This is a genomic window from Zobellella denitrificans (assembly GCF_002407485.1).
Taxonomy (GTDB): domain Bacteria; phylum Pseudomonadota; class Gammaproteobacteria; order Enterobacterales; family Aeromonadaceae; genus Oceanimonas; species Oceanimonas denitrificans.
In genome coordinates this window covers 2671248-2694136 of the sequence record NZ_CP012621.1, presented here as the reverse complement: position 1 = coordinate 2694136, position 22889 = coordinate 2671248, and the positions used below count along the sequence as shown (strand labels likewise).

Below are 22889 nucleotides of genomic sequence, written 5' to 3'. Positions count from 1 at the left end.
CCAATGAGCAAGCTGGACCATATCGAAACCGCATCCGTCGACGAACTGCGTTCGCTGCAACTGGCGCGGCTGCAAAAGACCCTGCACCACGCCTATGAGAACGTGCCCATGTACAGGCGCAAGTTCGACGAGGCCGGGGTGCATCCCTCCGACTGCAAGACCCTGGAGGATCTGAACAAGTTTCCCTTCACCACCAAGCAGGATCTGCGCGACAACTATCCCTTCGGCCTGTTCGCGGTGCCGATGGAGAAGATAGTGCGGCTGCACGCCTCGTCCGGCACCACCGGCAAGCCGACGGTGGTGGGCTATACCCAGCACGACATCGACGTCTGGGCCGACGTGGTGGCCCGCTCCCTGCGCGCCGCCGGCCTCAGCGCCCGGGACAAGATCCACGTGGCCTACGGCTATGGCCTGTTCACCGGCGGTATGGGCGCCCACTACGGCGCCGAGCGCCTGGGCGCCACCGTCATCCCCATGTCCGGCGGCCAGACCGAGAAGCAGGCCCAGTTGATCCAGGACTTCCAGCCCGACGCCATCATGGTCACACCCTCCTACTGCCTCAACATCATCGATGAGCTGGAGCGGCAGATGGGCGGCAGCGCCAGCGCCTGCTCGCTGCGGGTGGGGGTGTTCGGCGCCGAGCCCTGGACCAACGCCATGCGAGCCGAAATCGAGCAGCGCCTCGGCATCGACGCCCTCGACATCTACGGCCTGTCGGAGGTGATGGGGCCGGGAGTGGCCATGGAGTGCCTGGAGTCCAAGGACGGCCCCACCATCTGGGAAGATCACTTCTACCCGGAGATCATCAACTCGGAAAACGGCGCCGTGCTGGCCGACGGCGAGCTGGGCGAGCTGGTGTTCACCACCATCACCAAGGAAGGGCTGCCGGTGATCCGCTACCGCACCCGGGATCTGACCCGCTTGCTGCCCGGCAGCGCCCGCACCATGCGCCGCATGGACAAGATCACCGGCCGCAGCGACGACATGCTGATCATCCGCGGGGTGAACGTGTTCCCGTCCCAGGTGGAGGAGCAGATCCTCAAGTTCCCGCAGCTGACCCCCCACTACCAGCTGGAGGTGAGCCGCCACGGCCACCTGGACTCGCTGATGGTCAAGGTTGAGCTGCGCCACGACTGCGCCAGCGCCGATCTGCATTCGCTCGGCCACCAGCTCAGGCACCGCATCAAGGCGATGATCGGCATCTCCACCCAGATAGACATAGTGGGCGAGGGCCAGTTGCCCCGTTCCGAGGGCAAGGCGGCCCGGGTGCTGGATCTGCGCAAAAGCGCCTGCGCCTGAGCGCCGGACCTGATACACAAAAGTGGCGGTAACGCCACTTTTGTGCTTGATGTCCGCCATTTAAACGGGGTGTAATGGGCTCATCCCGGCCGTTGGCCGCCTTTTCACACCCTGACTCATACCCCAGATTGGACACCATGGATTCCCGACTCAGCCACTTTATCCAGCAGGCCCTCGACTACGAAACCGTGAGCGGCACCTCGCTCATCATGACCATCTTCGGCGACAGCCTCGCCCATCGGGGCGGCGGCGTCAGCCTGGCCAGCCTGATCGAGCTGGTGGCCGGCTTCGGCTTCGGCGAGCGCTTCGTGCGCACCTCCGTCTTTCGCCTGGCCAAGAACGACTGGCTCAGCTCGGAGCGTATCGGCCGGCTCAGCTTCTACCGGGTGACCGACAGCAGCGTCCACCGCTTCCGGCAGGCCGAGGCCCGCATCTACGGCATCGGCCAACGGGACTGGGACGGCCAGTGGGATCTGGTGCTGCTGAGCTCGGTGGAGCTGGAGGCCAAGGCCCAACTGCGCAAGGAGCTGGAATGGCTGGGCTGCGCCGGCATCGCCCCCAACCTGATGGCCTACCCGGGGCTGGACCAGGGCAAGCTGCGCCAGTTGCTGCTGGATCTGGACATGGCCGAGCAGGTGGTGGTGTTCAGGGCCCAGACGCCGGACTTGTCGCTGGGGGTGGCTCCGCCCCTGCCGCGGATGGTGAGCGTCAACTGGCCGCTGGAGGACATCAGCCAGCGTTATCACGAGTTTCTGGCGTTGTATCGGCCCCTGCTGCCGCTGCTGGAAGACGGCGCCGGGCTGGATCCGGCCCAGGCCTTCCAGCTGCGCACCCTGCTTATCTACCACTACCGGCGGGTGCTGCTGAAGGATCCCAACCTGCCCATCGGCCTGCTGCCGGCGGGCTGGCCCGGCGCCGCCGCCCAGACCCTGTGTGCCAATATCTACAACCTGCTCTACCGGGCGGCGGATGAACACCTCTGGGCCACCGGCCGCACCGCCGAAGGCCCGCTGCCGCCGGCCGGCCCCGCCTTTTACCGCCGCTTCGGCGGTTTGAGGCAATAGCCGGAGCCGTCGGTGGAGCGCAGGCGGCCCGCCTGCTTTCGCGCGTAGCGCGAACCCTAGGATGGGCCTGCCACACCGTGGGTGGGAGGTCCGTTGAAACGGACCCTACAGCACCCCGGCGGATCCTGCAGGGTCGAATTTATTCGACCGAACACCGTCGGCCGATTGAAACCGGCCCTGCACCGGCTACCCATGCCAAAGGAGACTATCGATGAATTGCTATGAAATTGACGGCCTGGTGCCGGTGGTGGAAGAGGGCGCCTATGTGCACCCCACCGCCGTGCTGATCGGCGACGTCATCGTGGAGCAGGGCGCCTATATCGGCCCCCTGGCCTCGCTGCGGGGTGACTTCGGCCGCATCCATGTGCAGCACCATGCCAATGTGCAGGACAACTGCGTGATGCACGGCTTTCCCGACGCCGATACCCTGGTGCGCCCTTGGGGCCATGTGGGCCACGGCGCCATCCTCCACGGCTGCGTGGTGGGGGAGAATGCCCTGGTGGGCATGAACGCCGTGGTGATGGACGGGGCCGAGGTGGGCGAAAACAGCATAGTGGCGGCCCACGCCTTCGTGAAGGCCGAGATGCGGATCCCGGCCAATGTGCTGGTGGCCGGCACCCCGGCCCGGGTGATGCGCGAGCTGCGCCCGGAGGAGATCGAATGGAAGCGCCAGGGCACCCAGACCTACATCGACCTGGTCGGGCGCTGCCTGCACAGCCTGCGCCCGGCCACCCCGCTCAAGGCGGTGGAGCCGGATCGCCCCCGCCTGTTCCAGCACGCCGACTACCTGCCCAAATACAAGGCCTGAACGGCCTCCTTCCTGCCGGCCCCGTCCAGTGGCGGGGCCTTGTTGTCTCTCTGTCTGGGGCGCGGGTCTTGTCCCCGAATGGGGGCGGCCCCCGCATGGGGGGGCACCCAAGCCAAAGGTTCCCATATTGGGGCGCGGGCGGCCCGCATGGCTTTTTTGGGGCGCAGGCGGCTCGCCCGCATGGGTGCACGCCTGTGGTTAAGGCGTGGCTTGCCAGGCCGCAGGTTCCCGCTGCGCGGAAATGCAGGCGAGCCGCCTGCGCTCCGGGTTGGTGCCTGCCTTTAGGCCGCAGGATGGCGCTGTTTGGGGCGCGGGCGGCCCGCCCACATGGCTTTTTTGGAGCGCGGGCGGCCCGCCCGCATGGGTGCACGCCTGTGGTTAAGGCATGGCTTGCCAGGCTGCAGGTTCCCGCTGCGCGGGAATGCAGGCGAGCCGCCTGCGCTCCAGGTTAGGAATGCAGGCGAGCCGCCTGCGCTCCGGGGTTGGTGCCCGCCGTTAAGGCCAAGGAATGGCGCTCCAAAAAATGCCGGCGGGTGCCGGCATTGAAACAGGGAACGACAGTAACACTCAGCGATACAGCAGGTTCGGCAGCCAGAGGGTGAGGGCCGGCAGCAGGATCAGCAGCCCCAGGCGGATGACGTCGGCGCACCAGAAGGGGATGACGCCCCTGAATACGGTGCTGCTGTTCACGTCCTTCAGCATGCCGCTCAGCACGAAGACGTTCATGCCCACCGGCGGGGTGATCAGGCTGATCTCGGTGGCCACCACCACTATGATGCCGAACCAGATGGGGTCCAGTCCCAGGCTGTGGATCACCGGGAAGAACACCGGTACCGTCAGCAGCATCATCGACATGCTTTCGAACACGGCGCCCAGCACCAGGTAGATGGCGATGATCATCAGCAGCACCGTCATGGGCGAGACCGAGAACTGGGTGATCATCTCCACCAGGTGCTCCGGCAGGCCGGCGCGGTTGATGAAGTTGGAGAAGATGAGGGCACCGATCACCACGCAGAACAGCATGGCCGAGGTGCGCACCGTTTCGGTTAGCACCTCCAGCAGATCCTTCATGCTCAGGCTGCGGCGCTTGAGGGCGATGCCCAGGGCCCCGGCGGCACCGATGCCGGCGGCTTCGGTAGGGGTGAAGATGCCGAGGTAGATGCCGCCCATCACCAGGGTGAACAGGCTGAGAATGCCGCCCACGCCCTTGAAAGCCTGCCATTTCTCGGCCCGGCTCATGGCGTCGCCGGGCGGGCCGGCCTTGGGATTGCGCCACACCACGTAACGCACGGCGCCCAGGTAGAGCAGTATGCCGAGCAGGCCGGGCACGAAGCCGGCGGCGAACAGATCGCGGATGCTCTGCTCGGTGAGCACGCCGTAGATGATCAGCGCCACGCTGGGCGGAATGAGGATGCCCAGGGTGCCGCCGGCGGCGATGGCGGCGGTGGCCAGGCTGTCGGCGTAGCCGTATTTGCGCATGGGCGGAATGGCTACCCGCGACATGGTGGCGGCGGTGGCCAAGCTGGAGCCGCAGATGGCCGAGAAGCCGCCGCAGGCGGTGATGGCGGCCATGGCCATGCCGCCCTTGCGGTGGCCGACCAGGGCGTGGGAGGCCTGGAACAGCTCACCGGACAGGCCGGAGCGGCTGACCAGGTTGCCCATCAGGATGAACAGAGGGATCACGCTCAGGCTGTAGTCCTGGGCGGTGTCCAGCAGGCGGCGGGCGCTGATGGACAGGGCGGCGGCGAAGTTGAAGTCCATCAGGGCGGCGAAGCCGACCACGCCGACCCCCGCCATGGCGAAGGCGATGGGAATACGCAGGAAGATGAGTACCAGCAGTATTCCGAATCCGATCATTGATTCCATCATAGGGCGGCCGCCTCCTGCTGCGGTGCTTGTTGTTGCCAGGCCTGGTCGGCCTTTTCCCCCAGCAGGGCCAGCACCAGGAAGGTGAAGGCGGTCAGCCAGAGGCTGGCGGCGATCAGGTACATGGCCCAGGCGCTGGGAATGGACAGGTATTCGGTGACCGAGTTGAAGCGGGCGGCCCGCTCGGCCAGCTTCCATACCGTCGTCGCCAGGTAGGCGGCGCCGACGGCCATAAAGGCGTGGCACAGCCGGTCCCGCAGCCGGCGCAGCCAGGGCGGCAGCAGGTGCTCGGTCAGGTCCACCGCCACGTGTTCCCGGTGCCAGGTGATGGTGGGCAGTACCAGGAAGATGGCGGCGGCGAGCATGATCTCGATAAGCTCGGAGGCGCCGATCAGGGGCTGGTTGAACAGGTAGCGTCCGGCCACGTCATAGGCGGTGAGCGCCATCATCAGCAGCAGCATCAGGGCGGCCAGCAGGTTGAGCAGCCGCTTGAGGGCGGCCGCGCTGCCACACCAGAGCCGGGCTGAGGTGTGAGTCATGGTCTTCATCCCTGGTTCCCGTCGAGTTGAGCCTGGTATTCACGGGCGATGCGGCGGAATTCGGCCAGGGCCTGCGCCGCGTCGACCTTGCGATCGGCCACGTCGTCCAGCCAGCCGTGCTCGATGCCGCGGGTCAGCTCGGTGAACAGCTGCACATCCTGCTCGCTGGCCTGGATGATGGTGTTGCCGAATTCGAGGGCGTCCTGTTCCGCCTCCTGGTCGCCCTGCACCCAGGCACGGGCGGCCATGGCCGACAGCTTTTCGCCGGACACGGCCATGATGGCCTCCCTGTCCTGCTCCGACAGCCGGTCGAGGAAGTCGTGGCCGATAAAGATGCCGAAGCTGCCCAGGTACATGCCGTGGGGCATTTTCAGGGTGTAGGGGGCCACTTCCTTGAAGCGCATGGTGCGCTTGGTGTTCATGGGGTTGAACACGCCGTCCACTACGCCCTGGGTCAGCATTTCGTAGACCTTGGTGGTGGGGGCGGCCACGCCGATGATGCCGAGCTGCTCGCCGATGCTGTTCTGTACGCCGCCGCCGACCCGGATCTTCTTGTTGCTGAGTTCGCTCAGGCTGTTGATGGGCTGGCGCATGTGTATCTCGCCCGGGCCGTGGGTGAACAGGCCGGCCACCACCACGTCGCCGTGCTCGTTGGCCTTGGCCAGGTACTGCTGGTGGACCCGCCAGTGGGCCACGGAAGCGGCCTCGGCGCCGGCGCCCAGGTTGGGCAGTTCGGCGATGGTGGTCAGCTTGAAGCGGCCGGGAAAGTAACCATGATACGTCCATGAGGCATCAACGGCGCCATCCTGAACCAGGTCAATCATGCTCTGGGGTTGGCCCAGATCGTGTTCCAGCTTGATTTTGACCCTTCCTTCGGTGGCTTCCTCGATCCACTGGCCCCAGGTAGGCAGCACCACCGTATTCATCTCGCTGGTGGGCGACAACCAGGTGGCGATGCGCATGGTGGTTTCGGTGGCGGTGGCCTGGCCATGCCAGAGCCCGGCGGCAGCGAACAGAGATATCCATATTCCTTTCATAACACTCCCCTTTTTGCGAATGGAACATTGCCATAACAAACATGATACACATTACACTAGTTTATTTTTAAAAGTGAAGTGTTTGTTTGAGTTGTTGTTAACTTTTGCGTAACAGTCGGTAAAAGCAGGGGAAGGGCGCATAAAAAAGGTGCCGGCCGAGGCCGACACCGAAAACAGCAGGCAAGGGAAAGGATCAGAAGCGGTACATCACCATGGCCTGCAGGCGGGTGGCGTCGCCGTCCCGGCCATCCTGCACCTCGCGGGTATGGTGGCTGGCTTCCACGCCGTAGCTGACCTGGCCTGCGGGCGACCAGATGTAGTTGAGATGGATGGCCTCGAACTGCTCGGTGGTATCGCCGCCGAAGCCGGTGGCGCCGGCGCGGACGGCATCGTCGATATCGGATCGGGCGATGCCGTAGCCCAGGGTGGCGGCGCCCGGGCCGGCCTTGACGGTGATCCCCGCAGTGGCGCCGGTGGCCTTGATGGTTTCCAGCTCGCCGCTGACGGGATCCACATAGCCCGGGCGGGCGGGGCTGCCTTCCAGATAGCCGCCGATGCCGTCGCCGTGGGTGAGGGCACCGCGCAGGGTGACATCGCCCAACTGGTAGCGGGCTTCCAGGTTCAGGCCCCAGCCGAGGGCGGTTTCATCGCTGTCGGTGGCGTCCCGGTAGTATTCGAGCTGGCGCAGCATCACCGATGCGCCGTAATCAAGGGCCGCGATCTGGCCTTGGTAGCGCAGGGTCAGATCCGGCAGGCCGCTCTTGTTTTCATCGGGCGGGGTCACGCTCACTTGCCGGCCCAGGTTGTCGGGGTCTTCCAGCGCCACCGAGAATCCCTGTAGGGTGTAGCGCAACTGGGCCTGGCGGCTGGCGTTGGCCATGCCTGGCCAGGGAGCGAAGTCGATGGTCGGGTACATGGCGAGATGGCCGCCGAAGTTGCTCCAGGTTTGGCCGGCGGTGATACCGTTCCACTCGCCATAGGCGTGACGCAGGCGCAGGTTGCCCCCGCCACTGCCGTAGAAGTCGCCTTCCAGGGTGGTTTTGAGCTCGCCCATCTGGGTGGGGGTGGCGGTGCTCACCCCCAGCCGGCTCTGGAAGGCATGCAGGGTGGTGTGCCCGTCCGGGCCCTTTTCGCCGTCGAGGCGGATCTTGTTGCGATCCACGAAATTGCCCAGATCCGCGTCCAGATCGTGAATGATGTCCAGTTTGGCGTAGCCGTAAAGGCTGGCCTTGGTGTCGCCCACCTGCACTTCGAAGGCGGTTGCGGGGCCGGCTACCAGCAGGGCCAGCAGGGAGAGGGGGAAGACGCGCGATTTCTTGCTTGGGTAAGTCATGTCATCAAGTCCTTTTATCAACAGATTTCCTGCCTGAGCGGCTCAGGCAGCCGGGGGCGGAGCCGTGGACAAAGGGATCCCTCACGCCGCTCTGCCGCGCAGAGGCGTGTGCCGTTCATGACGTTGATGGAGGGCTGTGCTCCCGGAGCAGGAGCCCGATATCGGGGCCAGAGCCATTAAATTAAAGCGATACGATAATTTTTATATGTCGCTTTAATGTGTTGCTAGGTTTGTGGTGAGGCGAATCCGGTATCTACAGGACCATCCATGGTCAGGCAAGGGATCATGTCTTTGTTTTATCTACTCCATTGTCGTGGGTGCTTCGGCCCTTTATCTCGGGCCTGGCTCGTAAACCCGATACGCAATATGCCATATACTGTAAAAAAGTGAAGTGTTTTGTTTCGCTTTTTTAACCGATATGTAACCTTGCCGTATCGCTTTTTGCGTTACTCGCCTTCAGGCTCGAGACCTTGCACGAAAACTGCGGAGCGCGGGCGGCCCGCCCGCATGGGGTTACGCCTGTGGTTAAGGCATGGCTTTCAACGCCGCAGGTTCCCGCTGCGCGGGAATGCAGGCGAGCCGCCTGCGCTCCGGGTTGGCGCTCGCCTTTAGGCCGCAGGATGGCGCTGTTTGGGGCGCGGGCGGCCCGCCCGCATGGGGGGTGCACGTACGTTTCCCGCTGCGCAGGAATGCAGGCGAGCCGCCTGCGCTCCGGGATTTGGCGCTTGCCTTTAGGCCGCAGGATGGCGCTGTTTGGGGCGCGGGCGGCCCGCCCGCATGGCTTTTTTGGAGCGCGGGCGGCCCGCCCGCATGGGGATACGCCTGTGGTTAAGGCATGGCTTTCAACGCCGCAGGTTCCCGCTGCGCGGGAATGCAGGCGAGCCGCCTGCGCTCCGGGTTGGCGCTCGCCTTTAGGCCGCAGGATGGCGCTGTTTGGGGCGCGGGCGGCCCGCCCGCATGGCTTTTTTGGAGCGCGGGCGGCCCGCCCGCATGGGGATACGCCTGTGGTTAAGGCATGGCTTTCAACGCCGCAGGTTCCCGCTGCGCGGGAATGCAGGCGAGCCGCCTGCGCTCCGGGTTGGCGCTTGCCGTTAAGGCCGCAGGATGGCGCTGTTTGGAGCGCGGGCGGCCCGCCCGCATGGGGATACGCCTGTGGTTAAGGCATGGCTTTCAACGCCGCAGGTTCCCGCTGCGCGGGAATGCAGGCGAGCCGCCTGCGCTCCGGGTTGGCGCTTGCCGTTAAGGCCGCAGGATGGCGCTTTTGGGGCGCGGGTGGCCCGCCCGCATGGGGATACGCCTGTGGTTAAGGCATGGCTTTCAACGCCGCAGGTTCCCGCTGCGCGGGAATGCAGGCGGGCCGCCTGCGCTCCGGGGGTTGGTGCTTGTCTTTAGGCCGCAGGATGGCGCTGTTTGGAGCGCGGGCGGCCCGCCCGCATGGCTTTTTTGGAGCGCGGGCGGCCCGCCCGCATGGGGTTACGCCTGTGGTTAAGGCATGGCTTTCAACGCCGCAGGTTCCCGCTGCGCGGGAATGCAGGCGAGCCGCCTGCGCTCCGGGGTTGGTGCTTGTCTTTAGGCCGCAGGATGGCTCTTGGGGCGCGGGCGGCCCGCCCGCATGGGGTTACGCCTGCGCTCCATTAAGGCTCAGGTTTTTGGCGATGGGCACTGCTCCAGGCCCAGTCTGACGGCTGGGAGACCAGACCGGCTTTAACCGGGTTTTGGTGGATGTATTCGACCACACGATCGAAGTGGGCTTGATCGCGGATATAACGGTCCCAGTATTCTGGCTGCCATATCCTCTTTGGCACCGTTTCTTCCCCTTGCGTACGCCTGATGTAGGCCTGAATTGCCTTGGCGCTGTAGGATTTCCAGCCGTGTACTATGGTGGACAGCTGTGCTTGTGGATACACCCGGATTAAAAGATGTACATGGTTGGGCATGACGATATAGGCGATGAGTGCGTAGCGTTTGCCATCGAAAAAGCGCCAGTTCTGTACCACCGTAGAGGCAATGGAGGGCAGGCGAAGCCAGCATTGGCCATGGCCTTTTCCTAATTCATGCTCTATGAGCCGTTTTCTTTTGGGCTTGCTGTTCTCGGTAAGTATTTGTCTTGTCGTTTCCCAAGGGAGAGAGTCGGCCAGCCGATAGGTGATGGCCTGATATTCGGCGCCTTCGAGGTGGGGTAGGTAGCCTCGTGAATGTTCGCCCTGGCGCATGTCGAGATCTCCGGCGGTGTTTGTGAGTTAAAGGCTAGTTTAGCTGGTTTGCCAAGGGGCTTAGGGGCCGGTCTCAGGTTGGTACAGTTCTGGTTCCCGCTGCGCGGGAATGCAGGCGAGCTGCCTGCGCTCCGGGTTTGGCGCTCGCCTTTGGCAGGCGAGCCGCCTGCGCTCCGGGTGATCCCGTTCCCGGCTTTGTGTGGATATGCGTACCGGACGGTCAGCGCACCCGGCCCAGCTCCAGCTCCACCAGTTTGGCAAAGTAGCTGGCGCCCACCGGTATGATGGCGTCGTTAAAGTCGTACCTGGGGTGATGCAAAAACACCTTGTTGTGGGGGCTGTCGTGGTCCCTGTCGTTGCCCAGCAGCACATAGCAGCTGGGCACGGCTTCGGCAATGTAGCTGAAATCCTCGCTGCCGGGCACCGGCGCCACCTGATCCTTGACGTTTTCCGCGCCCACTACCTCCCGGGCCGCTTGCAGGGCAATGCGGCTGGCTTCGGCATCGTTGACCAGGGGAGGATAGCCCACCTTGTTGCCCAGGTTGAAGCTTACCTCAGCCTGGGCGCCGAAGCCGGCGGCCAGGTTGGTGGCCAGGGTGGCGATCCGCGTTTTGATCAGCTCGCGATTGTCGGCGCTAAAGGCGCGCAGCGTGCCCTGCAGGGTGGCTGCGTCGGGGATCACGTTGGTGGCCTCGCCGGTGTGCACCATGGTGCAGGACACCACCGCTGGCTGGATGGGGTCGATATTGCGGCTGACAATGGTTTGCAGCGCCAGTATCAGGTTGGCGGCAATCACTACAGGATCGTTGGCCAGGTGTGGCATGGCGCCGTGGCCGCCCTGGGCGACAATGCGGATATGAAAGTTGTCGGAGCTGGCCATCATGGGGCCGGGACACAGGTGGATATGGCCCTGGGGAATACGGGGGAAGTTGTGCAGCGCATACATCCGCTTGCAGGGAAAGCGCTCGAACAGGCCGTCGTCCAGCATGGCCTTGGCCCCGCCCAGGCCTTCTTCCGCTGGCTGGAAAATCAGCACTACCTGGCCGCTGAAGTTGCGCTGTGCGCACAGGTATTGGGCGGTGGCCAGCAGTATGGCGGTGTGGCCGTCGTGGCCGCAGCCGTGCATTTTGCCCACGTGGCAGGAGGCATGGGCAAAGTTGTTTTCCTCGGTCATGCCCAGGCAGTCCATGTCGGCACGCAGGCCAATGCTCTGGTTGCCCGGCCGGCCCTGGATAACGCCCACCACGCCGGTTTTTCCCACGCCGGTGTGCACCTCGTCCACGCCGTATGACCGTAGCCGCTCTGCCACCAGGGCGGCGGTGGCTTGCTCTTCAAACCCAAGCTCGGGGTGCTGGTGCAAATGGCGGCGCAGGGCGATAAAGGTGTGGTGTTCCTGGCAAATTTCCGGGTATAGCTTCATGGCGTGCTCCTTTTATTGTTGGAATAGCGAGATATAGAAAGACAGAGCGTCCGGCCCCAGCGGCAGGTCCAGCAGCATCCACAGGCCGAGCTGGGCTATCCACAGCAGCAGGAACACAACGGCGTAGGGCAGCGCCAGGGAGAAGAGGGTGCCCACGTGGGCGTCTTTGTTGTACTTGGTAATAAAGGACAACATGATCGGCAGATAGGGGAACAAGGGCGAAATGGGGTTTGTGGCCGAGTCGCCAATGCGGTAGGCCATTTGCACCACGGCGGGCGAAATGTCCAGAAAGGCGAACATAGGGATCAGTACCGGCGCCAGCAGCGACCACTTGGCCGAGGCGCTGCCCAAAAACAGGTTGAGAAAGGCCACCAGCAGGATCAGCGCCACCAGCAGCGGAAAGGCGCTCAGCCCGCTCTGCTTGAGGATGCCGGCGCCCTGAATGGCCAGCACGGCGCCCAAGTTGGTCCAGTTGAACATGTAGATGAACTGGGCGATCACCAGGGTCAGCACAATAAAGGGCACCACCACCTTGGTGGCCTGGTTGAGCTTGGCGGGAATGTCGGCTTCCGAGCGCAGGGTGCCGACGGTAAAGCCGTACACCAGGCCAATGACGATAAAGTAGAAGAAAATCAGTGCCACCAGCCCGGCCATAAAAGGCGAGGGCACCAGGCCACCAGTGTCGGGGTGGCGCAGTGGCGAGCTGTCGGGGAGCACCAGGGCGGTCACCAGGCCCCAGAACAGCAGGCTGGCATACAGCACCCGGCGCAGGCCCTTGTGCTCTTGCGCAGTGAGCTGCTCCAGGCTTTCCTGCTCGGTGGTAGGCTGGTAGCGCCCCAGACGCGGCTCTATCAGGCGGTCGGTGATCAGGCCGCCGGCCAGGGTGAGGATGAACACACTGACGATCAGGAAATACCAGTTAGACACCGGCGAAACCTGCAGCTGGGCCGACACGCTTTGCAGGGCTTCGTTGGTGATGCCGGCCAGCAATACGTCGTTGCCACCGATCAGCAGGTTGGCCGAAAAGCCGCCGGCGGCGCCGGTAAAGGCACTGATAAAGCCGGCCAGCGGGTGGCGGCCGGCGGCCAGAAACATCAGGGCCGCCAGTGGGGGCACTATGATAAAGGCAGCGTCGGAGGCCATGTTGCCCATAATACCGGTAAAGGCCATGGCATAGCCCAGGCTGGCCCGGGGCACCCGGCTGATCATCAGGCGCAGGGCCGCGAAAATACAGCCCACCTGCTCAGCAAAGCCGATGCCAATGGCCATGACAATCACCACCCCAAAGGGCGCAAAGCCGGTGATGTTGGTGATGAAGCTGGTTAAAAACCACACCAAGCCTTCGCCCGAGAGCAGGCTGCGAACCTGGATCTCCTGGCCGCTTAGCGGGTGCACGCTGGTCACGTCCAGCCAGGAGAGCAGCGCCGACAGACCCAGGGTCAGCAGCACCAGGTAGAAAAAGAGGGTAAAGGGGTGGGGCAACTTGCTGCCTGCCAGTTCCACCCAGTTGAGGGTACGGGCCAGCCGGCCCTGGGACATTACTGCTTGCATGGAATGACTCCTGTCTCCAGATAAAGCGACCTTCCGGGTTGGTGTCGGTCTGGAGTGGGTTATGCCACAACAGGGGCCAAAAATGGATTCGACTTGCTTATGGGTTCATAAGCACAACAGGCCGGGGGCCGGATTACAGCAGCATGATGGCGTTTTCCCGCAGGGCAGCGGCGCGGAGCAGGTGCTCCCGGAATACTTGGCTGAACACCTGCACCCGGTGATCGTCGCGGGCCACATGGGCGCCCAGCAGCAGCCCCAGGGTGCGGTATTCCCTGGGTTCGGCCACTGGCACAAACACAATGTCGCCCAGCGGCTGGCAATAGGCAAAGGTGGACGACAGCAGGGCGGCGCCCATGCCGGCCCTGAGCATGCCGAGCATGGTGGAGGGCTGGGCCACGGTAATGCCTGGCTGGTAGTGGATGCCGAGCTGGGTAAAGGTGTGTTCTGCGTGCAGGCGTAGGTTGTTGTCGGGCGGCACGCCGATGTTGGCCGCCTGGGCCGCCTGCTCCCAGCTGATGCTGGCCTGGCAGGCGAGGGGATGGTCGCGGTGGCAGTACAGCCCGATAAAGTCCCGGTAGAGTGGAATAAAGTGGTAGCTGGCATCGAAGGGCGCCGTGCTCACGGCAATGTCGAACTCTCCCTTCGACAGCACCATGCTCAAGGGCAGGCTGCCGATTTCTTCCAGCTCCAGGGGCAGGTCGGGCAACTGGCGCAGTAGGTCGGGCAGGCTTTCGGTCACCAGAGGGGCAGTGGTGTACAGGGTGGCAATGCGAAACGGCGGTCGTTTGCCCTGAGCCTGCAGATCGTTTTCGGCCCGCAGCCGCTCCAGGCGATTGACGATGATCCTGGCTTCCCGGTACAGGGCTTCGCCGGCCGGGGTCAGAATGAGCTGACGCTTTTCCCGTAGCAGTAGTTGGCTGTTGAGTTGTTCTTCCAGCCGCTTGACGATTTGGCTCAGGGCCGACTGGGACAGGTGCACGGCTTCGGCGGCGGCGGTCATGCTGCCGATTTCCACCAGATGAATAAAGGCCTTGAGTTGGCGATAGCTGACGTCCATGGCTGGGTTTCCGGCATTGAGTGGGACAGATGGCCTCAAGCATAACGCCAACTCATTTTGGCATCACCTCCTGGCCTGGCGCAGGCATTCCAGCAGATCCAGGGTGGTGGGGTCGGGGTGTTCCTCGTCGCGCCAGCACATGCCCACATAGCCTTCGCCGCTGTCGAGGCGGATGTCCAGCGGCACCACCAGGCCGCGGCCGGTGAAGTGGCGGGCTACCCGCTCGGAGCTGACCGACAACATGTCGCTGTGCTGCAGCAGCCAGAGGTTGCCCACCTGGGAGGAGGACTCCACCCGGTAGGGCGGCGGCTTGCGTCCGGCCAGGGTCAGGGCCATGTCCAGCTTGCTGCGGATGGGGGTGCCCTGGGGCCAGACTATCCAGTCGTATTGATAGAGGTCGTCCCAGCCCAGCCCCGGTCGCCCGGCCAGGGGGTGGTCGGGGCGGGCCACGATGCGCAGCGGCTCCTCGTAAAGCATTTCACTCTTCAGGCTGGCGCGGGGCTGGTAGTTGTCGAGCCGGCCCACCACTACGTCCAGCTTGCCCAGCTCCAGTTTGTCCAGCAGCGAGTTCATGGTGCTTTCCTGTATTTCCACCCGCGCCCTGGGGTGCCGGGCGATGAAGGCCATGATGGCCGCCGGCACGAAGCTGGGCGCCGAGGCCGGCGAGGTGCCCACCGCCACGGTGCTGGCGCTGCCTTCCTGCAGGGCTTCCAGGTTGTGCTGGGCCCGGGCCATCTCGGTCACCATGCGCCGGGCATGGCTCACCAGCAACTGGCCCATGGCGGTGGGCCTGAGGCCGCGGGCATGGCGCTCGAACAGCGGCGCGCCTATGTCTTCCTCCAGCTCCTTCAGCCACTTCGACAACCCCGGCTGGGTGGTATGCATGATGCGGGCGGTATCGCTCAGGCTGCCGGTGTCGGCCAGGTTGATCAGCAGGTGCAGGTGCCTGAGGCGCAGGCGGCGGGTCCAGTCCATTGAGCTATACCATAAAGTGTATGACGGTATCTCAAAATATCATTATTCGATATGGGTTTCACGGACAATACTGTTGCTCAGAAGTTACGAAGCCGTGAGCGAGACATTGGAAGAATGCTATCGCCGGGCAGTACCAGGGCGCCGACGCAGGGCCGCTCAATCAGTCAGGAGAGTGTCACGTGAGTTATGTCGTAGAACCCCAAGCCGTCACCAGCATCCCCGTCGTCGGCGGCGAGCAGCAGTTTCCGGTGCGCCGCGTCTATTGCGTTGGCCGCAACTACGCCGCCCATGCCCGGGAGATGGGCTTCGACCCGGATCGGGAGCCGCCCTTCTTCTTCTGCAAGCCCGCCGACGCCGTGGTGCCGGTGGCGGAAGGCGACACCCTGGCGCTGCCCTATCCAAGTGAAACCGGCAACTACCATTATGAAATAGAGCTGGTGGTGGCCATCGGCAAGGGCGGCAGCAACATCCCCCTGGAAGAGGCCAACGACCATGTGTGGGGCTACGCCGTGGGCCTGGACATGACCCGCCGGGATCTGCAGATGAAGATGCGCGAGATGGGCCGCCCCTGGGAAATCGGCAAGGCGTTCGACGCCTCGGCGCCGGTGGGCCCGCTCCATCCGGCCAGCCAGATTGGCCACCCCGGGCAGGCCGCCATCTGGCTGCAGGTGGACGGCGAAGACCGCCAGCGCAGCGACATCGACAAGCTGATCTGGTCGGTGCCCGAGACCATCAGCTACCTGTCCCGCTTTTTCGAGCTGCAGCCGGGCGATCTCATCATGACCGGCACCCCGGAAGGGGTGGGCGCGGTGCACCGGGGCGAGCTGATGGTCGGCGGCGTCGAGGGCCTGGGCGAACTGCACGTGCGTGTGGTGTAAGGGAGAGAAGACCATGCAGCTTTACAGTTTTTTCAACAGCTCCACCTCCTACCGGGTGCGCATCGCCCTGGCCCTGAAGGGCCTGGACTACGACTACAAAGGCATAAACATCCGGGTGGGTGAGCAACGGGCCGACGACTACCGGGCGCTGAATCCCTCCCAGGGGGTGCCGTTGCTGGTGGAGGACGACGGCACTGCCCTGAGCCAGTCGATGGCGATCATCGACTATCTGGACGAGACTCATCCTGAGCCCAGATTGTTGCCCGCCGAGCCCCGGGCCCGGGCCCGGGTGCTGGAACTGGCCAATGCCATCGCCTGCGACATGCACCCGGTCAACAACCTGCGCATCCTCGGCTACCTGAAGAACCGCCTCGAGGTGAGCGAGGAGCAGAAGAACGACTGGTACCGCCACTGGATAGCCGAGGGCTTCGGCGCGGTGGAAGCCCTGCTCGAACGTTATGGCCATGGCCCCTACTGTTTTGGCGAGGCGCCCACCCTGGCCGACTGCTGCCTGGTGCCCCAGGTGGCCAACGCCGAGCGCATGGGCTGCGACCTGAGCGCCTATCCCAGGGTGATGGCGGTGTACCAGCACTGCCAGCGGCAGCCGGCCTTCCAGCAGGCCGCCCCCTCCCGCCAGCCGGACTTTACCGCCTGAGCCGGGCGACAGACAGATTGAAAGGAGAACAGTGATGGACAAGCAACAGACAGAGCAAAACGTCATCGTGGTCGGCGGCGGCATCGGCGGCCTGGCCGCGGCGCTGGCCCTGGTGCGCCGGGGCTTTAGGGTACAGGTGTTGGAGCAGGCGCCGGAAATCGGTGAAATCGGCGCCGGCATCCAGCTCGGGCCCAACGCCTTCCACGCCTTCGACGCCCTCGGCGTGGGCGACAAGGCGCGCAGCCGCTCGGTGTTCACCGACTTTATGGTGATGCACGACGCCATCGACGAATACCAGATCGGCAAGATCGAAACCGGCGAGGCCTTCCGCCAGCGCTTCGGCAACCCCTATGCGGTGATCCACCGGGTGGACGTGCACCTGTCGCTGCTCGAAGGCGCCCAGGAAACCGGCCGGGTGGAATTCAAGACCGACACCCAGATCCAGCGGGTGGAGCAGGATGAAAACGGCGTGGCCGTCTACGACCAGCGCGGCAACGTCTACCGGGGCGTGGCCCTGATCGGCGCCGACGGCGTCAAGTCGGTGGTGCGCGCCACTTACGTCAATGATCCGGCCCGGGTCACCGGCCATGTGGTGTACCGCGCCGTGGTCGACAAGGAAGACTTCCCCGAAGAGCTGCGCTGGAACGCCGCCAGCCTGTGGGCCGGTCCCAACTGCCACTTGGTGCATTATCCGCTGCGCGGCGGCGAACAGTACAACGTGGTGGTGACCTTCCACAGCCGCGAGCAGGAAGAGTGGGGCGTAACCGAAGGCAGCAAGGAAGAGGTACAAAGCTACTTCCAGGGCATCTGCCCCAAGGCGCGCCAGTTGATCGACCTGCCCAAGAGCTGGAAACGCTGGGCCACCGCCGACCGGGAGCCCATCGAGCAGTGGACCTACGGCCGGGCGACCCTGCTGGGCGACGCCGCCCACCCCACCACCCAGTACATGGCCCAGGGCGCCTGCATGGCGATAGAGGATGCCGTGACCCTGGGCGAGGCGCTGCGGGTACACGACAACGACTGGGACAAGGCACTGGATCTGTACCAGCGCTCCCGGGTCGCCCGTACCGCCCGCATCGTGCTGTCCAGCCGGGAAATGGGGCGCATCTATCATGCCAAGGGCGTGGAGCGGCTGATCCGCAACGACCTGTGGAAAGGCCGCAGCCAGGAACGTTTCTACGATGCCATCGAATGGCTGTACGGCTGGAACGTGACCAACTGCCTGAAAGACGACCACCGCTAATCGTATCGCGCGCCGGCCCGGCCGGCGCCGCAAGGAGACAGAGAAGATGCATCAACTCGGAACCCTGGAAGACCTGCCCGAAAGCTACCGTAATGAGCTGACCGAACAGAACCTGGTGCCGCTGTGGCCCAACATGCGCGCCGTGCTGCCGCCCAAGGTGCCCAGCCGCAAGACCCGCACCCTGCGCTGGGGCTACGAGGTGGTGCGCCCGCTGCTGCTGCAGGCCGGCGAGCTGACCCCGATGGAAAAAGCCGAGCGCCGGGTGCTGGTGCTGGCCAACCCGGGCCACGGCCTCAACAACATGCAGGCCACCCCCAGCATCTACATGGGGCTGCAGCTGATCCTGCCCGGTGAAACCGCGCCCAACCACCGCCACACCCCCAACGCGGTGCGCATCATCATCGAGGGCGAGGGCGCTTACACCACCGTCAACGGCGAGCCCTGCCGCATGGAGCGGGGCGATCTGATCCTCACCCCCTCCGGCAAGTGGCACGAGCACCACCACGAGGGGGAGGGCCCCATCGTCTGGCTGGATATCCTCGACCTGCCGCTGATCTACCAGCTCGAAGGCTCCTGGGCGGTGGAAGGCCAGCCCCAGCAGACCACCCTGAGCCGGGACAAGTCGTTTGCCGACTACAGCGCCGCCGGCGTGGTGCCCAACCTCAACTTCCAGCGCGGCACCGCCGACTCGCCCATGCTGCGCTATCCCTGGGGCAAGACCCGCGCCTGCCTGGTGGAGATGGCCGAGCATTATCAGGACGGCCTGCTGCAGGTGAGCTACGTCAACCCGGAAACCGGCGCCAGCCTGTTCCCCAGCATCGGCTTCGGCGCCCTGATGCTGCGCCCGGGCGAGACCGTCACCCTGCCCAGGCGCACCACCGCCTGCGTGTTCCACGCGGTGGAAGGATGCGGCCAGCTGAGCGTGGACGGCGGCGAGCCCCTGGCCTGGAACGACAAGGACACCCTGTCGGCCCCCGGCTACAGCGACATTACCCTGAGCAACGGCTCGGCCGACCAGCCGGCCTTTATGATCACCGCCGACGAAGCCCCGCTGCATCGTTATCTCGGCATTTACTGAGTCAAGGTTGAACAAGATGAGCGCAAAACTGTTATTTCCCGCTAAAGAGCAGACCCTGGCCGCCGTGGCCGGCACCGACGCACTGTTCCCGGTGCACCGCATCTTCTGCGTGGGCCGCAACTACCATGCCCACGCCGCCGAGATGGGCGTGAGCGTCGACAAGAGCAGCCAGGAGCCCTTTTACTTCACCAAGCACCCGAGCAGCCTGATCCCCTCGGGCAGCGAAATCGCCTATCCACCGCAAACCGCCAATTACCATTATGAAATGGAGTTCGTGGTGGCCATCGGCAAGGCCGGCTTCGAGGTGAGCGAGGCCGAGGCCGACGAGCTGGTGTTCGGCTACGCCGCCGGCCTGGACATGACCCGCCGGGATCTGCAGCTGAAGGCGCGGGAAACCGGCCGGCCCTGGGATCTGGGCAAGGACTTCGAGGAGTCCGCGGTGCTCGGCCCCATAGTACGCAAGGAAGAAACCGGCATCGTCGACAGCGGCGTGATCACCCTGAGTGTGAACGGCGAGGTCAGGCAGAACTCGGATCTGACCAAACTTATCTGGAACGTGCCGGAGATCATCGCCCACCTGTCCCGCTTCTACCACCTGCAGCCGGGTGATCTGATCTACACCGGCACCCCCGACGGGGTAGGCCCGGTGGTGGCCGGCGACCATATCCTCGGATCTGTGGCCGGGGTGGGCGACGTGGAACTGCGTATCGCCAAATAACGACGGGGCCGGGTCATGGACCCGGCCGGACCCGTTGATGATGAAAACGGATGTCAGGCCCAACGGCCGCAATGGTGGGGGATACCCCCGGACTCAAGGATTACAGGGAGCTCGACTCGTCATGGTAACTTTCAAAAAACTCTTCGCGGTGACCGCCATCGCCTCGGCACTGACCTTCAGCTTCTCCGCCAGCGCGGAGCGGATGCGCCTGGGCCACGTGACCCCGCCCAGCCATATCTGGAACCAGGTGGCCGAACGCTTCAACGACAACCTGAAGGAAGCCTCGGGCGGCAAGCACACCATCATGATCTTTCCGCTGTCCAAGCTGGGCGGCGACGATCAGATGATCGATCTGCTGCAGTCCGGCGGCCTGCAACTGGCCATCCTGACCGCGGGCAGCCTGTCCAACCGGGCCGAGGACATGAACGCCTGGTTCCTGCCCTATCTCTTCGACGACGTGACCGACGCGGCCGAGGCCAGCAAGCATCCCGCCGCCCAGGAAATGCTGGACAACCTCAAGCAGCACAAGCTGGTGGGGCTGGGCTACACCTTCGCCGGCATGCGCCACGTGATTTCCTCCAAACCCATGACCTCGGTGGACGACTTCAGGAACAAGAAGATCCGCTCCTTCCCCAACAAGCTGTTCAACGACTGGTGGAACCAGCTGGGCGCGGCGCCCACCGCCCTGGCCATCAGCGACGTGTCCTCGGCCCTGACCACCAACCTGCTGGACGCGGTGGACGTGGATCTGGACATAGTGGTCGGCCTCAAGATGTACCAGCAGGCGCCCTACCTGACCCTGACCAACCACATGGCCTTCCCCGGCGTGGTGGTGGCCTCCGAGGTCTGGTGGAACCGGCTGTCGGATGAGGATCGCACCCTGGTGCTGAACGCCTTCAAGGAGGCCGAGGAATGGGGCTTTCGGAAGCAGGCCGAGGCCGAGCTGAGCAACCTGGAGCTGCTCAGGCAGGAAGGGGTCACCATCAATGAATTCGACGCGGCGCAGCTGAGCCAGGCCGCCGAGGCGATCGTCGGCAAATACAGCGCTGCCAGCGAAGGCATCAACGCCTTCTACCAGCAGCAAACCCAGTAATCAAGCACAAGGGGCGGGGCCCGGGTCCCGCCCACCGAGGTGATTATGTTCAAGATCATCAAGACATTGGATGGACTGCTCGGCAAGCTGGAATACGCCTTGCTGGTGCTGCTGACGGCGGCGCTGACCCTGATCCTCTCCGCCCAGGTGATACTCCGCTATTTCTTCAGCAGCCCGCTGTTCTGGGCCGAGGAAGTGTCGGTGCAGATCCTGATTTCCGCCACCTTTATCGGCGTCAGCTACCTGCTGTTCAGCAACAAGCTGGTGCGGGTGGACTTTATCCTGGAAAACCTGGGCAAGCCCTGGGGGGCCTGGCTGAACAAGGGGCTGCAACTGCTGTCCCTGCTGGTGTTGCTGGTGCTGTGCTACTACGCCACCGAATGGATACTGCGCCCGGAGATCAAGGCCGACGTTTCCCCCACCACCCAGTTGCCGCGCTGGTACAACTACGCGGTGCTGGTGGTGTCCTTCTATTGCATGGCCTGGCACCAGCTGATCAAGATAGTCCTGCCCGCCAGGCTGGTTCACAGTGAGGCGGCATTATGATGACCTCCATTACCTTCTTCGTCGCCCTGCTGCTGGGGCTGCCCATCTTCATTACCCTGCTGCTGGGCACCCTGGTGTTTTTGTGGCAAACCGACCTCACCGTGCTGATGAGCTCGCTGCCGATCCAGCTTTACGGCTCCCTCAACCAGAACGGCCTGCTGGCCATTCCGCTGTTCATGCTGGTGGGCGAGCTGATGAACAAGGGCGGGCTCACCTCCCGGCTGATGAACGCCGCCGACGTGTTCGTGGGCGGCTTCAAGGGCGGCCTGGCCTATGTGAACCTGCTGACCAACGCCATGGCCGCCTCCATCCTCGGCTCGGCCACCGCCCAGATAGCGGTGATGAGCCGGCTGATGGTGCCCACCATGGTGGAAAAGGGCTACAAGAAGGAATTCTCCGCCGCCGTCACCATGGCCGGCGGCCTGCTGGGGCCCATCATCCCGCCCTCGATGCTGATGATCATCTACGGGGTGGTGGCCTACCAGCCGATCTCCGCCCTGTTTATCGCCGGCATAGTGCCCGGGCTGTTGATCATCGCCGGCTTCGCCCTGGTGATCTTCCTCACCGGGTTGTTCGCCGGCCTGCCCTCGGGCGAGCACCTCAAGCACAAGAACATCCGCCAGGAGCTGGTGAGCGGCCTCTTGCCCGGCACCATTCCGGTGGTGGTGATCATCTGCATCATCACCGGGGTGATGACCCCGACCGAAGCCGGCGCCATCGCCTCCATCATGGCCTTTATCATCGGCGCCGTGGTCTACAAGAGCATCGGCCTGAAGGAGCTGCCGGGCATTTTCGCCTCGGTGGCGCTCAACACCGCCACCATCACCGGCCTTATCGCCACCGCCTCGGTGTTCGGCTGGGCGCTGTCGTTCGAGGCGGTGCCGGACATGCTGGTGGAATGGATCAGCGGCATCACCACCTCGCCGCTGCTGTTCCTGATGCTGGTCTATGTGCTGGTGATCCTGCTCGGCATGTTCCTCGAGAGCATCAGCGTGATGATCGTCATTGTGCCGATCATACTGCCGGCGGCCATTTCCTTCGGCATCGATCCCATCCACTTCGGGGTGATCATCAGCCTGGCCACCCTGATCGGCCTGGTCACGCCGCCGGTGGGGCCGGGGCTCTATATCGCCATGACCTCGGCCAACCTGCCGATGGGCGCCCTGTTCAAGGCGATGCTCCCCTTCCTGGCCTCCATGCTGATCTGCATGCTGATCATCGCGGTGTTCCCGGCCATTTCCCTGTGGCTGCCGAGCCTGATGTAGTTAGAACGACAATAAAAAGCGTTAAGACACCCGTTTTGCCCTTTCACCCCAGGTGAAAGGGCTTTTTTTTGGAGCGCGGGCGGCCCGCCCGCATGGGGGTACGCCTGTGGTTAAGGCATGGCTTGCCAGGCCGCAGGTTCCCGCTGCGCTCCCGTTGTAGGGCCGACTTCAGTCGACCAAACCACGGCGCCGTGGCGGGATGGTCCATTGATATGGATCTACGGCGGGGCTTGTAGGGTCGAATTTATTCG

General features: G+C 64.2%; 20 protein-coding genes. 11 read left to right on the top strand and 9 right to left on the bottom strand.

Annotated features, from left to right (window positions below; all coding sequences use genetic code 11):
• Positions 1 to 3: 3 nt before the first annotated feature.
• From paaK to AN401_RS12765, 3 genes are all read left to right on the top strand, one after another.
• Complete coding sequence (paaK, locus tag AN401_RS12775) at positions 4 to 1299, top strand: phenylacetate--CoA ligase PaaK (RefSeq protein ID WP_096779574.1); 1296 nt, start codon at positions 4 to 6, stop codon at positions 1297 to 1299.
• Between the two features lie 137 nt (positions 1300 to 1436).
• Positions 1437 to 2363 carry a phenylacetic acid degradation operon negative regulatory protein PaaX gene (gene paaX, locus AN401_RS12770; protein ID WP_096779573.1) on the top strand — a complete coding sequence of 309 codons (927 nt, stop codon included), beginning with the start codon at positions 1437 to 1439 and terminating at the stop codon, positions 2361 to 2363.
• A 211-nt stretch (positions 2364 to 2574) separates the two neighbouring features.
• Positions 2575 to 3171 (top strand): phenylacetic acid degradation protein PaaY, encoded by a 597-nt coding sequence (locus tag AN401_RS12765; protein WP_096779572.1) that lies wholly within the window; start codon positions 2575 to 2577, stop codon positions 3169 to 3171.
• Between the two features lie 567 nt (positions 3172 to 3738).
• Here AN401_RS12765 and AN401_RS12760 read toward each other — a convergent pair.
• The 9 genes from AN401_RS12760 to AN401_RS12720 form a co-directional block, all read right to left on the bottom strand.
• Entirely contained in the window at positions 3739 to 5028 is a 1290-nt protein-coding gene (locus AN401_RS12760; protein ID WP_198401736.1) for a TRAP transporter large permease, read from the bottom strand.
• Positions 5029 to 5036: 8 nt separating this feature from the next.
• Positions 5037 to 5576, bottom strand: a complete 540-nt coding sequence (locus AN401_RS12755; protein WP_157772268.1) for a TRAP transporter small permease — start codon at positions 5574 to 5576, stop codon at positions 5037 to 5039.
• Between the two features lie 5 nt (positions 5577 to 5581).
• Positions 5582 to 6613 carry a TRAP transporter substrate-binding protein gene (locus tag AN401_RS12750; RefSeq protein WP_176442043.1) on the bottom strand — a complete coding sequence of 344 codons (1032 nt, stop codon included), beginning with the start codon at positions 6611 to 6613 and terminating at the stop codon, positions 5582 to 5584.
• A 193-nt stretch (positions 6614 to 6806) separates the two neighbouring features.
• Complete coding sequence (locus AN401_RS12745; RefSeq protein ID WP_094039810.1) at positions 6807 to 7946, bottom strand: DcaP family trimeric outer membrane transporter; 1140 nt, start codon at positions 7944 to 7946, stop codon at positions 6807 to 6809.
• A gap of 1634 nt (positions 7947 to 9580) precedes the next feature.
• Entirely contained in the window at positions 9581 to 10159 is a 579-nt protein-coding gene (locus AN401_RS12740) for an REP-associated tyrosine transposase (protein WP_094039809.1), read from the bottom strand.
• 220 nt (positions 10160 to 10379) lie between these two features.
• The gene (locus AN401_RS12735) at positions 10380 to 11579 is read right to left on the bottom strand and encodes a M20 aminoacylase family protein (protein ID WP_094039808.1); all 1200 of its coding nucleotides are present in this window, start codon (positions 11577 to 11579) and stop codon (positions 10380 to 10382) included.
• A gap of 12 nt (positions 11580 to 11591) precedes the next feature.
• The gene (locus AN401_RS12730; RefSeq protein WP_094039807.1) at positions 11592 to 13130 is read right to left on the bottom strand and encodes an AbgT family transporter; all 1539 of its coding nucleotides are present in this window, start codon (positions 13128 to 13130) and stop codon (positions 11592 to 11594) included.
• Between the two features lie 133 nt (positions 13131 to 13263).
• Positions 13264 to 14187 carry a LysR family transcriptional regulator gene (locus AN401_RS12725; RefSeq protein WP_094039806.1) on the bottom strand — a complete coding sequence of 308 codons (924 nt, stop codon included), beginning with the start codon at positions 14185 to 14187 and terminating at the stop codon, positions 13264 to 13266.
• A gap of 63 nt (positions 14188 to 14250) precedes the next feature.
• Positions 14251 to 15162 (bottom strand): LysR substrate-binding domain-containing protein, encoded by a 912-nt coding sequence (locus tag AN401_RS12720; protein WP_096779571.1) that lies wholly within the window; start codon positions 15160 to 15162, stop codon positions 14251 to 14253.
• 179 nt (positions 15163 to 15341) lie between these two features.
• Here AN401_RS12720 and AN401_RS12715 point away from each other — a divergent pair, with 179 nt between their 5' ends.
• The 8 genes from AN401_RS12715 (at position 15342) to AN401_RS12680 (ending at position 22638) form a co-directional block, all read left to right on the top strand.
• A complete protein-coding gene (locus AN401_RS12715; RefSeq protein WP_094039804.1) occupies positions 15342 to 16040 on the top strand; it encodes a fumarylacetoacetate hydrolase family protein in 699 nt (232 codons plus the stop codon).
• A 13-nt stretch (positions 16041 to 16053) separates the two neighbouring features.
• Positions 16054 to 16695, top strand: coding sequence for a maleylacetoacetate isomerase (gene maiA, locus AN401_RS12710; RefSeq protein WP_096779570.1), 642 nt, complete (start codon positions 16054 to 16056; stop codon positions 16693 to 16695).
• Positions 16696 to 16729: 34 nt separating this feature from the next.
• Positions 16730 to 17938, top strand: coding sequence for a 3-hydroxybenzoate 6-monooxygenase (locus tag AN401_RS12705; protein ID WP_096779569.1), 1209 nt, complete (start codon positions 16730 to 16732; stop codon positions 17936 to 17938).
• A 46-nt stretch (positions 17939 to 17984) separates the two neighbouring features.
• On the top strand, positions 17985 to 19016 hold the full coding sequence (locus tag AN401_RS12700) for a cupin domain-containing protein (protein ID WP_094039801.1): 1032 nt from the start codon (positions 17985 to 17987) through the stop codon (positions 19014 to 19016).
• 16 nt (positions 19017 to 19032) lie between these two features.
• A complete protein-coding gene (locus AN401_RS12695) occupies positions 19033 to 19734 on the top strand; it encodes a fumarylacetoacetate hydrolase family protein (RefSeq protein ID WP_094039800.1) in 702 nt (233 codons plus the stop codon).
• 121 nt (positions 19735 to 19855) lie between these two features.
• On the top strand, positions 19856 to 20827 hold the full coding sequence (locus AN401_RS12690) for a TRAP transporter substrate-binding protein (protein ID WP_096779568.1): 972 nt from the start codon (positions 19856 to 19858) through the stop codon (positions 20825 to 20827).
• A gap of 45 nt (positions 20828 to 20872) precedes the next feature.
• Positions 20873 to 21373, top strand: a complete 501-nt coding sequence (locus AN401_RS12685; protein WP_094039798.1) for a TRAP transporter small permease — start codon at positions 20873 to 20875, stop codon at positions 21371 to 21373.
• A complete protein-coding gene (locus AN401_RS12680) occupies positions 21370 to 22638 on the top strand; it encodes a TRAP transporter large permease (RefSeq protein WP_096779567.1) in 1269 nt (422 codons plus the stop codon). The genes AN401_RS12685 and AN401_RS12680 overlap by 4 nt, the downstream gene beginning before the upstream one ends.
• The last annotated feature ends 251 nt before the right edge of the window (positions 22639 to 22889 follow it).